Origin of the sequence: Bacillus sp. FSL K6-6038, assembly GCF_038050455.1 — a bacterium.
GTDB classification, from domain to species: Bacteria; Bacillota; Bacilli; order Bacillales; family Bacillaceae_G; genus Bacillus_A; species Bacillus_A pseudomycoides.
The window spans coordinates 3,416,397-3,432,007 of the sequence record NZ_JBBOUH010000001.1 but is presented as its reverse complement, the minus strand read 5'-3'; the positions used below and the strand labels follow the sequence as shown (position 1 = coordinate 3,432,007).

At 34.4% G+C, this 15,611-nt stretch carries 17 protein-coding genes and 1 pseudogene; 12 read left to right on the top strand and 6 right to left on the bottom strand.

Going from position 1 to position 15,611, the window contains the following annotated elements; genetic code table 11:
- The first annotated feature begins 881 nt into the window (after nucleotides 1-881).
- The 3 genes from NSQ40_RS18070 (at nucleotide 882) to NSQ40_RS18060 (ending at nucleotide 2,514) form a co-directional block, all read left to right on the top strand.
- Entirely contained in the window at nucleotides 882-1,028 is a 147-nt protein-coding gene (locus NSQ40_RS18070; RefSeq protein WP_003199195.1) for a BC1881 family protein, read from the top strand.
- A gap of 113 nt (nucleotides 1,029-1,141) precedes the next feature.
- Complete coding sequence (locus tag NSQ40_RS18065; RefSeq protein WP_003199193.1) at nucleotides 1,142-1,897, top strand: sulfite exporter TauE/SafE family protein; 756 nt, start codon at nucleotides 1,142-1,144, stop codon at nucleotides 1,895-1,897.
- Nucleotides 1,898-1,923: 26 nt separating this feature from the next.
- On the top strand, nucleotides 1,924-2,514 hold the full coding sequence (locus tag NSQ40_RS18060) for a DUF2238 domain-containing protein (RefSeq protein WP_003199191.1): 591 nt from the start codon (nucleotides 1,924-1,926) through the stop codon (nucleotides 2,512-2,514).
- 305 nt (nucleotides 2,515-2,819) lie between these two features.
- Here NSQ40_RS18060 and NSQ40_RS18055 read toward each other — a convergent pair whose 3' ends face one another.
- Entirely contained in the window at nucleotides 2,820-3,020 is a 201-nt protein-coding gene (locus NSQ40_RS18055; RefSeq protein WP_016115767.1) for a DUF3903 domain-containing protein, read from the bottom strand.
- Between the two features lie 142 nt (nucleotides 3,021-3,162).
- Here NSQ40_RS18055 and NSQ40_RS18050 point away from each other — a divergent pair.
- From NSQ40_RS18050 to NSQ40_RS18040, 3 genes and pseudogenes are all read left to right on the top strand, one after another.
- Nucleotides 3,163-3,321, top strand: a pseudogene (locus NSQ40_RS18050) (NUDIX hydrolase); the annotation flags it as partial.
- Nucleotides 3,322-3,434: 113 nt separating this feature from the next.
- Nucleotides 3,435-4,181, top strand: a complete 747-nt coding sequence (locus NSQ40_RS18045; RefSeq protein ID WP_033796328.1) for an IclR family transcriptional regulator — start codon at nucleotides 3,435-3,437, stop codon at nucleotides 4,179-4,181.
- 80 nt (nucleotides 4,182-4,261) lie between these two features.
- Nucleotides 4,262-5,902 (top strand): M20/M25/M40 family metallo-hydrolase, encoded by a 1,641-nt coding sequence (locus tag NSQ40_RS18040; protein ID WP_033796327.1) that lies wholly within the window; start codon nucleotides 4,262-4,264, stop codon nucleotides 5,900-5,902.
- A 145-nt stretch (nucleotides 5,903-6,047) separates the two neighbouring features.
- Here the strand turns inward: NSQ40_RS18040 and NSQ40_RS18035 are convergent, their stop codons facing one another.
- Both NSQ40_RS18035 and NSQ40_RS18030 read right to left on the bottom strand, forming a co-directional pair.
- Nucleotides 6,048-6,725, bottom strand: a complete 678-nt coding sequence (locus tag NSQ40_RS18035) for an LrgB family protein (protein WP_033796326.1) — start codon at nucleotides 6,723-6,725, stop codon at nucleotides 6,048-6,050.
- Complete coding sequence (locus NSQ40_RS18030; protein WP_003199182.1) at nucleotides 6,722-7,087, bottom strand: CidA/LrgA family holin-like protein; 366 nt, start codon at nucleotides 7,085-7,087, stop codon at nucleotides 6,722-6,724. The genes NSQ40_RS18035 and NSQ40_RS18030 overlap by 4 nt, the downstream gene beginning before the upstream one ends.
- A gap of 146 nt (nucleotides 7,088-7,233) precedes the next feature.
- On the opposite strand from NSQ40_RS18030, the gene alsR reads away from it, so the two are divergent.
- Nucleotides 7,234-8,136 carry an acetoin biosynthesis transcriptional regulator AlsR gene (gene alsR, locus NSQ40_RS18025; RefSeq protein WP_003199181.1) on the top strand — a complete coding sequence of 301 codons (903 nt, stop codon included), beginning with the start codon at nucleotides 7,234-7,236 and terminating at the stop codon, nucleotides 8,134-8,136.
- 30 nt (nucleotides 8,137-8,166) lie between these two features.
- Here the strand turns inward: alsR and NSQ40_RS18020 are convergent, their stop codons facing one another.
- Nucleotides 8,167-8,604, bottom strand: a complete 438-nt coding sequence (locus NSQ40_RS18020; protein ID WP_003199180.1) for a hypothetical protein — start codon at nucleotides 8,602-8,604, stop codon at nucleotides 8,167-8,169.
- Between the two features lie 129 nt (nucleotides 8,605-8,733).
- Here NSQ40_RS18020 and NSQ40_RS18015 point away from each other — a divergent pair, with 129 nt between their 5' ends.
- The 3 genes from NSQ40_RS18015 to NSQ40_RS18005 all read left to right on the top strand — a co-directional run bounded on the left by NSQ40_RS18015 (nucleotide 8,734) and on the right by NSQ40_RS18005 (nucleotide 11,251).
- On the top strand, nucleotides 8,734-9,309 hold the full coding sequence (locus tag NSQ40_RS18015) for an FtsX-like permease family protein (protein WP_033796325.1): 576 nt from the start codon (nucleotides 8,734-8,736) through the stop codon (nucleotides 9,307-9,309).
- A 93-nt stretch (nucleotides 9,310-9,402) separates the two neighbouring features.
- Nucleotides 9,403-10,314: an ABC transporter ATP-binding protein gene (locus NSQ40_RS18010; RefSeq protein ID WP_003199178.1), complete on the top strand. Its 912-nt coding sequence runs from the start codon at nucleotides 9,403-9,405 to the stop codon at nucleotides 10,312-10,314.
- Entirely contained in the window at nucleotides 10,307-11,251 is a 945-nt protein-coding gene (locus tag NSQ40_RS18005) for an ABC transporter permease (RefSeq protein ID WP_018765305.1), read from the top strand. Before NSQ40_RS18010 ends, NSQ40_RS18005 begins: the two co-directional genes overlap by 8 nt.
- A 45-nt stretch (nucleotides 11,252-11,296) precedes the next feature.
- Here the strand turns inward: NSQ40_RS18005 and NSQ40_RS18000 are convergent, their stop codons facing one another.
- Both NSQ40_RS18000 and NSQ40_RS17995 read right to left on the bottom strand, forming a co-directional pair.
- On the bottom strand, nucleotides 11,297-12,442 hold the full coding sequence (locus NSQ40_RS18000) for a M20 peptidase aminoacylase family protein (protein ID WP_003199174.1): 1,146 nt from the start codon (nucleotides 12,440-12,442) through the stop codon (nucleotides 11,297-11,299).
- A 231-nt stretch (nucleotides 12,443-12,673) separates the two neighbouring features.
- Complete coding sequence (locus tag NSQ40_RS17995; protein ID WP_341286135.1) at nucleotides 12,674-13,582, bottom strand: EamA family transporter; 909 nt, start codon at nucleotides 13,580-13,582, stop codon at nucleotides 12,674-12,676.
- A gap of 666 nt (nucleotides 13,583-14,248) precedes the next feature.
- Between NSQ40_RS17995 and NSQ40_RS17990 the strand changes: the two genes are divergently transcribed.
- Nucleotides 14,249-14,956 (top strand): cytochrome c biogenesis CcdA family protein, encoded by a 708-nt coding sequence (locus NSQ40_RS17990; protein ID WP_003199170.1) that lies wholly within the window; start codon nucleotides 14,249-14,251, stop codon nucleotides 14,954-14,956.
- A gap of 89 nt (nucleotides 14,957-15,045) precedes the next feature.
- On the top strand, nucleotides 15,046-15,552 hold the full coding sequence (locus tag NSQ40_RS17985; protein WP_018765308.1) for a CcdC family protein: 507 nt from the start codon (nucleotides 15,046-15,048) through the stop codon (nucleotides 15,550-15,552).
- Nucleotides 15,553-15,611 lie beyond the last annotated feature (59 nt).

The following is a 15,611-nucleotide window of genomic DNA, read 5'->3' as shown; positions in this document are numbered from 1 at the left end:
ACATAACGCGTTAAACAAGTATCATGAAAAAAAGGAATTTATAATGTTTTAGCAATGTTAATTGCACTTTAAATTGTAAGGGTGCCAACTTCTTCATTTGCAGCCCCAGTAGAAAAAACAGTAGCAATATCGACGGATGAATAAGCGTTAAAAAGCATTGAGGAACATATGAAAGAGTATATGGAAGGCGAGGTTAGCCGAGGAGATAATCAAGTGGTTGAAAGTGAAGTGTAAGGAGAATTTCTCGTACATATTATAAAATCAACTCCTTTATACGATTCTGTTGATTTGCAGCATGTAACAGGTGCAGAGCTTTCTGAACCAGTAGTCCAGGCTTCAAAATTCAGTGAAAACAAAGAAGTTAGATGGGAAATCAACTGCCCGTAAAAGTCTCATTGGTGAGAGCTGAAGAAAAGTATCCACTGATTAAAGTTTCACTTTATTGGTCAGAGGGACGCTAAAAGTTAGAATTTTTTAAAAATAAATGGAATTAAAATAGGGAATGATATACAATTGATTTATTTAATATAAAGATAACACGAAAAGAGGATATACATATGGAAGATTTACAAACACTCGGTTCATTCTTTTTAGGCCTAGGTACAATGTTTGCGGGGCTAGGGGTATTGCTTGCAGGTATTGGTGTGTATACAAAATTTTCACGTGAATCAAACTGATGAAAGCATCCGTACAGGATGCTTTTTTATTTTTTTTTCAATATGCTACAAAAAGGAATCGTATATTCTTTATGGAATAAGGAATGAAAATGGCAGGGGAAGTGTATATATGGATGCATTGGAACAATTTCATAATCTTACATGCCAGATTCATGACAAGATATTACTGATATAAGGTAACAAGAATGAAAAGGAGGTAAGACGGTGAAAAAAATACCAACTGAAGCCTTGAGTAAGGAATTGATGGAAAGAGAAGGGGTTATATCTATTACAGTTAAAGAATTTGAAAAAATTGAAGTCGCTGGAGTGGTAGTATCTGGGCCAGCAGTCATTTTAATTAATCAAGATTAACAGAGTACATATAATGAATATAGAAAAATAGTGAAAAGCATCCTATGTGGATGCTTTTTTATTTGCTAAAAAAGAAATATATAAGATAATAGAGCCATTGGAGGGGAAAGAAAGTGGCTATTATTATTACAATGTTTCTAATGGGGAGTTTATTAGGGTTTGTTGGAGCAGGTGGAGCTGGGTTTATTATTGCAGTGCTCACTCTCGTATTTTATGTGCCAATTCACATAGCGCTCGCGACATCATTAACAGCAATGGCATTTACAACACTTTCTGGAGTGATAAGTCATTATCGAGAAAGAAATGTTGTCATGAAAATTGGCTGTGTTGTAGGAGGATTTGGTGCGCTTGGGTCATATGTTGGATCTAAAATTGGTGCTGGGATTCCTGCACAGCTCCTTCATTGGTTTACGGCTGGTATGTTATTTTTATCAGCGATATGCATGTTAGTTCGTTTGTTTTTTGTGCAAAATCAAAAAGAGTTGTCTGCTAGTTTATCAGATCAGTTATCTCCATATGTATTAGGAAAAGGAGCTATGTTAGGAATTGCAACTGGGATATTAGCAGGAGCATTTGGAATTGGTTCAGCACCTTTCATTCAACTAGGATTAATGGTATTACTAGGCTTATCAATTCATCAGTCAGTAGGGACTACAATGCTTGTTATTTTACCAATTGCAATTGGTGGAGGAGTTGGATATACTTCAGCAGGATATTTAGATTACATGTTATTAGTACAAGTTTTAATGGGAACAATGCTCGGGGCATATATAGGCGCGAAGTTTACAAATTATGCACCTCGTATTATTTTGAGGTTTTCGATGATCATGACACCTGTTTTAGCTGGATGTATGTTATTAATGGAATAAGAAATAAAGTACTGGGGGGAAGAGGTGTGTCTGCTCATTTTCATAAATTGTTATGTGTAGGTTTTTGGATTGCATTACTTATATCAGGAATATATCCAAAGGATTCTTTTACATGGGTTTTAGAGGTCGCACCTGCAGCTATTTTAGTACTCATTTTAATGATTACATATCGACGTTTTCGATTTACAACGTTCACATACGTATGGATTTGGATTCATATGTTGATATTGCTCATTGGAGGCCATTATACATATGCAGAAGTACCATTATTCAATTGGCTACGCGATGCTTATGATTTAGAAAGAAATTACTATGATCGTGTTGGGCATTTTATGCAAGGCTTTGTTCCAGCATTATTAACACGAGAAGTACTTATAAAGGTAGTAGAGATTCAAAAAAAAGGATGGCTAGAACTACTTGTAATATCAGTTTGTTTAGCATTTAGTGCATTATATGAGTTGTTAGAGTTTGCAGTTGCAAAATTAACGGGGACAGGAGCAGAAGCATTCCTTGGAACACAAGGAGATGTTTGGGACACACAGTGGGATATGACACTTGCATTAATTGGGGCGATGTTGGCAATGCTATTATTTCGTAATGTTAAAAATATAAAATGATGGATTAATATGTTTTACGTATGAATTATGTAAGTAATTCATATTTCCCATATAAAAGGATTTGCTATAATATAATGAGTGTAGCGTCCGAGTATTCGACGCATTACTAGTATTATATCCCTATCCCTTTTCTAAAAATGCGAACAAGTTTTGCCCTATTCTATTCAATGTTTGATTGTATAGAAATATATTGTTCGATGCCCATTATGGAGCGTACATAATGGGGAAATCCCGATCCTTAAAGAGGATGCCCCTAATCTTCATGTGAAAATATGATCGGATGAAGAAAGCTGACCAATGTATGGTCAGCTTTCTTTTTTGTGTAAAAATAATTCTTCTGTAATTTCGGTTTGTAATAGCAGTGTTTTTCCAAAGCGGCGTTTGCATTCATCTCTTACTTTTTGAATGGCAAGTGTATGAGAAGTGGCAGACACGGTGACAGTTGCTTGCCGAGATTTTCGGTTTTCTTCACAAAAAACACACTCCACAACATATTTAGAAATCATACTCTCATCCTTCCGCTTGAATTTCTAGGAATAAGTTGTCTTTGAAGTTGATATAACCTTTCGTTACAAATTCAGCATTTTCCTCTATTTTCAAGGAGAAGAACAGGGTAAGAAAGAATATTAGGTATGGGAGGAGAGACACATGAAAAGATGGATTGGAACAGCAGCTATATGTGTGAATGAAAAAAATGAAATTTTGATGGTATTACAGGGTAAGAAAGAGGAACCGAAAAGGTGGTCAGTACCAAGTGGTGGACAAGAAGAAGGAGAAACATTAGAAGAGTGTTGTATCCGAGAAGTTGTTGTTTTTATTTTTAGAAAATTCGATAATTAAATTGATTTCAGTTTGAATTTTTGTTAAATTGATAGTTAATTAAGGCTACTAACATATTACAAGTAAAGTTGAGGCGAGTTATGGTACAATCCATTGATCGAGCAATAAGTATTATTAAGTTATTGAATTCTATAAATGACAAAGAATATTGGGCTATTTCTGATATAGCTGATAGAACACATCTCCCAGTTAGTACAGTACATAGGTTACTTAACTCTCTAATGGAGCATGGATTAGTTACGCAAGTTTCAGAAACAAAACAGTATACAACTGGACCAATGTGGATGGAAATAGGGTTACGCCAATTAGAGAAGGTAGACTACAGATCTGTTGCAAGAGAAGTGATGAAGCGTTTGGCCTTTGAAGTCGAAGAAAGTGTTTACTTGAACATTCCAAATGGAACACATTCTATTATTATTGAAAGAATGGATAGCCCTTTAAAAATTCGAGTTATCGATAACTTAGGGGAACAGATTCCTCTTTCGATTGGCGCCGCAAATAAAACGATGCTTGCCAATATGAAAACAAATGAAATGGAATACATTGTAGAACAGTTACTTTCTTCTTTACCAGAACAAAAGCAAATGCTTTTTGATCAACTCGCAATGATAAGAAATGAAGGATATGCTGTGAGTTATGGTGAGAAAACAGAAGGAACAGCTTCAGTAGCTGCACCTATTATAGGATTTAATCATAAAGTAGTAGGAGCACTAAGTATTGGATTAATTAATCATCGCATTAACGATGATCGACTATCTTTTCTTATTAGTAAGGTCAAGCAAGCGGCTAATGAAATATCAATAAAAATCGGCAGAACATCGGAATAATAATTTTGATAGTCTGTCGTCATTTTTTTATTCATATAGTGGAAATGAATTTCATTATGTGGAAAAATAGGGGGATTTATATGTCAAAATGGCAATCAAAAGAACAATTGGTTCAATTATTAAGCGATCTTGTTGAAATTCCTAGTATTACTGGCTCGGAAGCTGAGATTATATTGCCAGATTTTGTTGTTGGCCAACTAACGGATCTAGATTATTTCAAACAAAATTCCAATCATGTGCAAAAAAATCCCACGGGGGATGGACGATATTTTGTTACTGCTCTAGTAAAGAAAAATAATAATACAAAAAATACAGTAATTCTTGTTAGTCACTTTGATGTTGTAGATGTGCAAGATTATGGGGGCTGGAAAGCGGATGCATTTAGCCCTAAAAAATTAACATCTATGTTTTATTCTCATAAAGATGAGCTACCGAATCATGTACGTGAAGATATAGAACAAGGGGATTGGCTATTTGGTAGAGGAACAATGGATATGAAATGTGGTCTAGCTTTGCAAATGGCAATGGTTGAGCAAGCTTGTGAAGGGAAGTTTGACGGAAATGTCCTTTTATTGGCTGTTCCAGATGAAGAAGTGAACTCTGTAGGAATGAGAGCTGCTGTTCCAAGATTATTAGATTTAGCAAAAGAACATAACCTAGAATATAAAACGGTTTTAAATTCAGAGCCTATGTTTACGCGTCATCCTGGTGATCAAAATAAGTATATTTACACGGGTTCTATTGGTAAGGTGTTACCTGGTTTCCTTTGTTATGGAAAGGAAACACATGTAGGCGAACCTTTTGCGGGATTAAATGCTAATTATATGGCTTCATTATTAACAGCTGAATTAGAATTGAATACGGAACTTTGTGATATTGTAGAAGGCGAAGCGAGCCCTCCACCAACTAATTTGTTTCAAAGAGACTTAAAGGAGGATTATTCTGTACAAATTCCTCATCGTGCAGTCACATTGTTTAATTTATTTTTACTAGAAAAAACGATGACAGATGTAATTTCGTTGTTACATCAAAAAGTAACGAAAGTAGCAGAAAAAATCGAAGACTCGTATGAGAAGCAAGCATATCGTTTTTCTAAGTATAATCCGTTCATACCGCCTAATCTCAAAGTAAATGTATTAACGTATGAAGAGCTTATCGCTTATGCAATTGAACAACATGGGCAAGAAAAAATAGCTGATATTCAATCTACTGTTATAAAAAATAGAGAAGATAAAGATGATCGTGCGGTAACAATTGATTTAGTTGATAAATTAGCTATTTTATGTAAAGAAAAGGCACCAATGATTGTGCTTTTCTTTGCCCCACCGTACTATCCAGCTGTGAGTTCACGTCACAATCCTTTAATTAAAGAAGTAGTTGGGGAAATGGAAAGATATGCTCACTACAATCATGGAATTACATTTGAAAATCAAAATTATTTTGGAGGAATTTCAGATTTAAGCTATGTAGGATTACAGTATCCAGTTGATTCAATGAGCTCACTTGTAGAAAATATGCCATTATGGGATAAAGGCTATTCAATTCCGCTCCAGGAGTTAGAAGAGTTTGATGTTCCAGTATTAAATATGGGACCAGTAGGAAAAGATGCACATCAATGGACAGAACGTCTGGACATAAATTACGCATTTGAAACGCTATTAGATATGTTGCCTATATGTATTGAAAAATTACTTGTTTCAAATAAAATTACACAGTCATAGTTATGTTTGTGTAGGAGAGAAGGGAATTAAGAAAAGGATAGAAATTGTAGCGTTATACTACAGTTCCTATTCTTTTTCTTGTAATGATTTATTTTTATTCAAAGCCCGATTGATCGGGATAAATAAAATAAGAGTATAGTGTTGTTTAATGTAACCAGGATAAGAAAAGTGGTACAATGACTAAACTTGCGCCAGCTGTTAGAAGCATGGATAAACTTGCAATTGTACCTTCCACTGGTCCGATTTCGAATGCTTTTGAAGTACCGGTACCGTTTGCACTAGTACCTAGCATAATACCTTTCGCGATGGCGGTTTTAATACGGCATATGCGAATAAGAGAAGGGCCTAAGAGTGCTCCAGTTAGTGCTGTAAGTACAACGAATACGGCTGTTAATTGTGACATACCGCCAATCATTTCTGAGATTGCCATGGCAATTGGTGTTGTGACAATGTGCGGTGCTAAGCTATGTTCTAGTGATGAATCAATGTGAAAAGCATCTGCTAGAAGAGCTGAAGTAATAACAGATAATAATGAACCGACAATGACGTTAATTAAAATTGCACTCGCATGTTTTTTTAATAAATCAAAGTATTTATAGATGGGCCATGCAAAAGCTACGGTTGCTGGTTTTAATAGTTCAGTTAACCAATGGCCACCAGAATCGTATGTTTCATAAGATGTATCTAGTCCAAGTAATAACACGATTAAAACAATTGGACAAACGAGAAGCGGTGAAAGTATACTCCAATTCCAGCGCTGATATAGTTTCTTAGAAATCCAATATGTTAATAGTGTTAATAGTAAACAAAAAAAGCCGATCATTGTGCTGATCCTTTCCGCTTTAATAGCAGTTCTGTTAAGATTCCAGTGACGAGTGTTACACAAAGGGTACTAATCATGATAATCAAAATGAGATCGATACCATATTGTAATAATGTATCTTTGTAGCGGATAACAGCGACGGCCGAAGGAATAAAAAATAAAATAAGTTCTTTTAATAAAAAATCCGCTCCGTCTTGAATCCACTCTTTTTTCACCAAATTAAATTTTAATGACATTAATAATAAAAAAATTCCGATAATACTTCCTGGAATTAGGAGGTGTGCCTGCTTTGCGATCCATTCACCTGTCCAAGCGAAACAAAATAATAGTAAGATTTGTCCGCTTAATTTCCACCATTTCATACAGTAACACCTCTTTCGATTTTTTTTCATAAAAATTGTAAAAAGAATTAACAATTTCTACTATACGTCCTTTCAAAATATTTGTCTAATATATAAATTATATGTTATTAATTTATTATACATATTAATCGAAAAGGGGATCTCAAATGGAATTACGGCATTTGCAATATTTTGTTGTTCTAGCAGAAGAGCTACATTTTGGACGAGCAGCTGCTCGCTTACAAATGACACAGCCACCGCTAAGTCAACAAATTCAGCAATTAGAGAAAGAGATGGGAGTTACATTATTTTCAAGAACGAAGCGGAAAGTTGAGATGACAGAAGCAGGAGAGATGTTTTTAAAAGAAGTGAAAAAAGCATTTGATCAAATTGAGAAGGCAGTAGAAGTCGCGCAAAGTGCACAAAGGGGAGAAGTTGGATCACTTTCAATTGGATTTGTAGGGGCAGCGATATATGATATTTTACCGTCTATTGTTAGGGAGTATCGAAAGAAGTTTCCAAGAGTATCTGTTGCACTGCATGAATTATCGACACCGGATCAAGTTCATGCGCTTCATGATAATCGTATTGATGTTGGATTTTTACGTCCACCAATTAATACACAATTGCTAGAATTAGAACCAATTCAAAAGCTTTCGTGTACACTATGTTTACCAAAAGCGCATCCATTAGCAGAGAAAGAAGAAATTCATATTGAAGATTTGCAAGATGAACCATTTGTATTTATAACAAGACCTGTTTGGCCTGCGTTATACGATACAATTTTATCGTTATGCAGGAATGTTGGATTCAGTCCACACATTGTGCAAGAGGCAACAGAGTATCAAACCGTTATGGGACTTGTAGCTGCAGGAATTGGTATAACCGTTATTCCGGTATCGGCAAATAAGTTATATAAAACAGAAGTGGTGTACAAGGCAATATTTGATTCTAAATTTGTAGCTGAAATGTCAGTGGCATATCGGAAAACAAATAGTAATCCTGAGCTGTTAGAGTTTTTAAAAATTGCGAGAGAAAAAAAACGAATTGAAGTTGAAAATGATAAGTAAGGTGACAGAAATGTGATAAAAGAGGAGATGCTATTGTGATGCATCTCCTCTTTTTATTTCAATAATGAATAAGTAGACATGTTCATTTTCTTGAATTAATCGTTGGCGTGAGCTTTCATCTTCTATAGAGAGTGAAGATATATGATTTTTATTTGTTTTTATCCAAGCAGCAAGAACTGTTCTTTTATTATATTTTATTTTTTTAGAGCTGCTAATTTCTTCAAATGCAGACCCATTAATATTAGGTAAGCTATTTTCAGAAACAGTCATTGAACTATCGTCAATACCCATGAACCATTGCCAAGTCTCGTTGTTCGTATGTTGAAACATTTGTTGACCAACGGCTAATCTTATTTTTTTGTCTTTAAAGTCGAAAGAAGAAAACCCACCCATATCTTTTACCTTTTCTCCATTCTGGTAAATTAGATTTTTATGGGAATCTTCCTGTTTCAGTGTAACCTTAGACATAAAGTCATTTTTCTGCGACTTAAGACCTAGTAGAGACTCCGATTGTAGTTCGATGTTAAAAAAGTCATATTTTTATACACTAGTAGTATGGAATACTGGACGTTAAGAAGTAAGGTAGGGGAATCAATTATGTCTTTATTTCGGTTAGCAAAGAAAAATATACAAAACTATGCTGCCCAACGATTAAAGCAATTTATATGGATTGCAATGAGTACAATGCTATATTTTTTCATTATATCTATCCAATCTAATGAAGCGGTAATAGAAAAAATACAGCATATACCGTTTTTGTTAGCTACACTATATTATGGGGAAGTACTGTTGTTTTTTGTATGCACTGCTGTTACATACCAAATGACAAAAAGATTTTTAAAAAATAGGAAACAAGAATTACTGTTGTATGAAACTGCCGGTATGAAAAAAAGAAAAATATTTTGTTTGTTATGTCAGGAGCAGTTTTTGATTTACGGTGGAGCGATTCTTTTTGGTTTTATTCATGGGATGCTGTTTTTGAAATTATTTACAGTGATTTTTATAAAGTTAATAGGAGTTCATGGAATAAATAGCGCACCGATTACGTTATACGCAGTATCAGTAACGACAGTGTTGATCGTTATAATCATCTTATTATCAATATGGCAATGTTATAAATTTATTCAAGAATTTAAATATGAACAATTAAATAAAGTCGAGGAAAAGGCATGAGGCATCATGTCTTTTTGTTCGTTTTACAGCAGAAAATAATCATGATACAGTGTAAAGAACTGAAAAAAGTGTTAGAGAGAAAGGTTGTATAAAATGGTAAATAAACAATCTATAGTGAGAGTAGAACAACTAACAAAGCGAATCGGCTCAAAGACATTAGTAGAAAATATAAGTTTTGAAGTAAAGAAAGGCGAAGTTGTTGGTTTATTAGGGCCAAACGGTGCCGGGAAAACAACATTAATGCGAATGATGGTTGGTATGATTCGCATGACGGAAGGTGAAGTCTGGATAGATGGTCAATCTGTAAAACAGCAATTTGAAAGTACAGCTGCAAAAATTGGTGCTGTAATCGAAAATCCAGAATTCTATCCTTTTTTAAGTGGTTATGAAAATTTGACATATTTTGGGCGTATGAATAGTAACGTTACAGAAGATCGCATTGATGAAGTTGTCCAATTACTAGGTATGGGACAGGTTATTGACCGAAAAGTAAAAGCATATTCACTTGGTATGAGGCAACGCTTAGGAATTGCACAAGCACTTATACATAACCCGGATGTACTTATTTTAGATGAACCAACAAACGGGTTAGATCCAAATGGTATCCATGAGATGCGTATGTACATAAAGAAAATTGCACATGAACAAGGAAAGGCAGTTCTTGTATCGAGTCATTTATTATCTGAAGTTGAATTAATGTGTGATCGCGTCATTATCATTCAACATGGAGAATATGTAACGACGCAAAGTATTCAACGAGATGGAAGTTTGGAAATGGAGACGATTCATATACGTGTTGATGATGTGAAGCGGGCAGCGGATCTTTTAACGTATGATGCCGTAATTCAAGATAATGAATTAATTCTTACTGTGGAAAATGAAGAAATTCCAAATGTGATTCGTACATTAACAGAAAAAAGTATTCGTATTTATCGTGTTTATGAAGAAAGAAAAACATTAGAAGAGAAGTTTTTAGAATTAACAGGAGGCAAGGATATTGTTTAATTTAGTTTATAACGAACTGTATAAAATCTTTAAGCGAAAGCGAACAATGATACCGTTTGTTGTTATTGCAATTTTAGTTATTGGTTTAGGATGGGTTTCTGTTAAATACTTTCCGTCTTTATCAGGAGATTGGAAAACAGAGTATACGGAGCGAACGGCAGAAATTGAAAAGAAACTTGGAAGTACGAAACAGGATATTATAAATCAAAAATCAGGAGATGAGCTCGTTAAAGAGTATCAGCTTAAAATGAAGCACTTAGATACGAATACACCACCTGCAGATGCTTCACCTCTAACTTTTATGAGAGATACCGGATTAATTATTTTTCCGATTTTATTACCATTTATTCTTGTATATGCTAGTACAATTTTTGCAAATGAGTACAACTGGGGAACTTATAAATTCTTAATGATTCGCCCGGCGAATCGATTTAAAATTTTAACAGCGAAATATGTTGCGATTGTTATTTTTTCTGGATTACTATTTATATTTAATATGCTTTTCTCACTGTTATGTGGGTTTGTTATTTATAAGTTTCAACAGCCAGCATGGACGGAATTTATTGTACAAAATGGTAGTATTATTGAGCGGAATATCTTTGGTGATGTGAGCCAGTATTATCTATTAGAATGGCTACCAACTCTTGTGTATGCAGCGCTTGCTTTTATGATTTCTGTTCTAACAAGATCAAGTGGGGGTGCAATAGGTATTTCTTTATTTGTGGCATTATCTGGTGGAATCATTTTAATGCCAGCATCTAGATATGAATGGATGAAATTTTTGTTACCGGCAAATACAGATTTATATGGAATATTACAACATGGAAGCTTAGTTTCAGGGATAACATTCCCATTTGCCTCTTGTATTCTGATGATTTATTTACTTGTTTTCCTAGGTATTTCCTATACTGTATTTTCAAAGCGCGATTTAACATAATAATAGATGGAAAAGCCGTTAAGAAGAATGATCTTAACGGCTTTTTTATCGTAATTTGTTAATAGCTTCTTGAGCTAATAAAGCAAAATATTGTGCGCTTATAGGTAATGCTCCTTCATCTAATGTAAAAGCAGGGTGATGCCATTCTTGTGTCCCAGCTGTTCCCATAAAGACGAATGAACCAGGTATGTTTTGTTGATAAAATGAAAAATCTTCTCCTGCCATAGAAGGTTTTGGTGAAATAATTTGGAGGCCCATTACTTGAGCAATATGGGTAGATAATTCTGTAAGTTTTATATCGTTATGAACGGCAGGAGGACCTGGATACCAATGCAATTTCGTTTCAACACCTAGTGCATCAGAAACCCCTTTAATAATACGTTCCATCAGTTCTGGTATTCTTTGGCGTGTTTCAGGTTGGAATGTACGAACGGTTCCTTCTAAAGTTGCTTTTTCAGGGATAACGTTCCATGTATTTCCTGAATGAATGTTTGTTACACTCACGACAGCGTTATGAAAAGAGCTTACATTTCGGCTTACAATTGTTTGTAGTGCCATAACAATTTGAGAAGAGGCAACAATTGGATCAACACCAGCATCAGGTACAGCTGCATGTGTTCCAACTCCGTGTATTTCAATCTCAAAACGATCAACGCCGGCCATAATTGGTCCATCTTTTATACCAATTGTACCAACTGGTAGATCGGGCTTATTGTGCATACCAAAAATGGCTTGTACGTTTTCTAAATGACCAGCTTCTATTACTTTGCATGCTCCGTCTCCGCTTTCTTCAGCAGCTTGGAATATGAATCTAACAGTTCCGTTAAGTGAAGATTCATTTTCTTTTAATAAGTAGGCAGCGCCGAGAATAGATGCTGTGTGAAAATCATGTCCACATGCATGCATTTTACCAGGATTTTTAGAAGCATAAGATAAATTAGTTTCTTCATGTATAGGAAGAGCATCAATATCAGCACGGAGCACAATAATTGGTCCATTCTTATCACCGGAAACTTCTGCGATTACGCCAGTTTTTAAATTAGAACTAATAATTGTGATGTTAGCTTCGTTTAACCAGTTCTGTATCGCTTTTGTTGTTTCTGTTTCTTCATAAGATAGTTCTGGATATTGATGTAAATGACGGCGGATGGAGATTAGCTTCTCTGTTAATTGATTTGTGATGGGTTTCATCTATTTTGCCTTCTTTCTCAGGATAAACTTCAATTTATATTTTAAGTATATAAAAATAAAAAATCTATTCATTAGTAATTATATAGGAGTTTAGTGTTTTTAATGAATCTGTAAGAGAAAAATATCCCTTAAATTAATTTTGAAATTTTTCACATGTTATTATTTACAAGGAATTCATAAATACAAGATATACTAAAAAAGAGGTTTCTCAAATGAGAAGCCTCTTTTCGCTTATGCAGCAACTTTCTTATGTGTATGATGTTTTCGATATCGTCCGCGCATTGCATATGCAATTTGTGGAATTGCAATACCAACCAAGATAAGTGATACACCAAGCCATTGAGAAGAGAGTACCGCTTCTTTTAAAACGAATACAGACATAATTGTTGTAACAGGTAATTCGGCTGCACCAAGAATAGTGGCTAAGCCGGAACCGATTTTTGGAATTCCGATTGTAAAGGCGATTGATGGAATAACAATACTGAATGTTCCTAATCCTAAACCGTATTTCCAAAGTCCTTGTGAAATAGCCCCATTAAAAATAAATGTTGGTGGGAATACTACCATTACTAAAGTTAAAGCACCAGCCATTAAGAGGACGCCTCTTGGTAATGAGGGCACTTCGACAGCGACCTTACCACTTACAAAAATGTAGGTTGCAAATGTAACAGCAGATAGTAAACCTAATATGATTCCAGTTGTATCGAAGTCACCTGCTGATTTTTCTAATAATCGGCTCGATAAGAATGTACCCGCAAGTAAAAAGAGAACAGAAATGACTTTTTCTCTTGACGGTAATGTTTTTGTTGCTACAGCTTCAATGATAATGCCAACCCACACGAATTGGAATAATAGTATAATGGCAATAGATGCCGGTACAGTTTTCAGTGAAGCATAATAAAAGATACCGGTAAAACTAGCTGATGTTCCAGCGACAAATAAAATAAGCATTTGTTTAAGTGGAACGCGGTGTCTAGAAAAAAGAAGAGTAATTCCAAGTAAAATAAACCAACCGAACAAATATTGACTACCAATTACTTCTCCAAGTGAAAAACCTTCTGCGTATGCAAGTTTAACAAAGATAGCTAAAATTCCATAGCTACATGCTCCTAATAAAACTAAAAGAGAATAACGAAGCATGAAAATTCCTCCCATCCTATATATTAAGTTGTTCCAAAACGGACATATATAACTAGATGGAAGTATACAAAATTAAAAATGAAGGGTCAAATGAAAGAAAAGTGTGACATTTTATAGCGTAATAATAAAAGTATGATATTTATGCATAATCTTGAAATTTATAATTATAGAAGTATTGTAAGATAGGGAACGAGTTGTATAAAGTTATCATTTGAAAAAAATATTTTTCACAGGAAATACCTAGCGTATAGGGGGAAAGTATACAAATGATTTGTTGTTTAGAAAAAGCTTTGATATGTTAATGAATGACAGAATATATTTATAATAGAAGGAAAATGAAACCGCTTCAGAAAGAATATATAAATCCATTTTGATTTTTCGACATATAAGCCATGGTTATGGATAACAAAAGGTGACTGCTACTTGTTTTCTCTTTTTGTTTTCACTTGGCATGGGGCAGGAAAAGGATCGGACCGCTTCTATGCATGGCGGGATGCTCTCTCCCACCTAAAAAGAAGGATTTTATTTCGGTTTTTTAATTTGTATTTATATAGCAGTGTGCAGCTATTTTTTCTTATTAAAATGTTGTAAATAGTGAATTCATGAATTGTACATAGTATTTTCTTTCATTTTTGCTACAATATTGTAGAAGAGAGGAGTGAAACGATGCAAGATATTAATATTTTTTTAGCGTTTGGTGCGGGATTCTTATCATTTATTTCCCCTTGTTGCTTACCGCTTTATCCAGCATTTTTATCTTACATAACGGGAATGTCAGTTTCTGAATTAAAAGAAGAAAATGCGATGCTTCGTAAAAGAAGTATGATACATACGGCGTTTTTCTTACTTGGATTTTCAATTGTCTTTATCGCAATTGGTTTTGGTACGAGTTTTATCGGATCATTTTTCCAAGATTATAAAGATTTAATCAGACAGTTAGGGGCACTATTCATCATTGTATTTGGACTTGTAATTGTGGGGGTATTTAAACCGAAGTTTTTAATGCAAGATCGAAAATTTACATTTAAAAGTCGTCCTAGTGGTTATATTGGATCTATTTTAATTGGCTTGGCATTTGCTGCTGGCTGGACACCTTGTACAGGACCCATTTTAGTAGCTGTAATTGGACTGGCTACTACGAATCCAGAATCAGCAATGCTATATATGATTGCTTACATACTTGGGTTTGCAATACCATTTTTTATACTTTCATTTTTTATTACGAAAATGTCTTGGATTAAACGACATAGTGGGACGTTTGTGAAAGTAGGCGGATATATCATGATTGTTATGGGTATATTCTTATACTTTAATTGGATGACAAAAATTATAGCGTATTTCTCAAGTTTATTTGGTGGTTTCACCGGTTTTTAGTATTATCCTGTGAAAATGTTGGAAATACTAACAGAAAAGCATATAATGAAACTAGATTTTCATATTGCCACAAAAAAGGATGAGAAAGTATGAACATAGTTCTTTTGTCGAGTATTGTTGCCGTTTGTATGGCTGTTGGTGCGATGTTCATTCGTTTAAAAGCAGCGAAGAAACCTGCAACATTGAAAAAAATCATTCTCCCACCATTTTTTATGAGTACGGGAGCATTGATGTACATTTTTCCGGAATTTCGCCTAACGCCAGCAGAAATGTTAGAAGCAATCGGTGTAGGTTTGTTTTTCTCAATTTTTCTTATTAAAACATCTAAATTTGAAGTGCGTGGACAAGAAATTTATTTAAAACGCTCCAAAGCTTTCGTATTTATTTTAATTGGTTTGCTCGTGGTACGTATTGTCTTTAAAACATATTTAAGTCAATCGCTTGATTTAGGGCAACTAAGTGGTATGTTCTTCTTACTTGCTTTTGCAATGATTGTATCTTGGAGAATCGCAATGTATCGCTCATTCACGAAATTGCAAAAGGAAATGGAAAAAGAAGATGGATTTTATAATGAGAAAGATATGAAATTAACGTAAAAAACCTCAAGATTCCTTGAGGTTTTTTATTATGTTAACCGAGAAGATCCCCTCCTCTA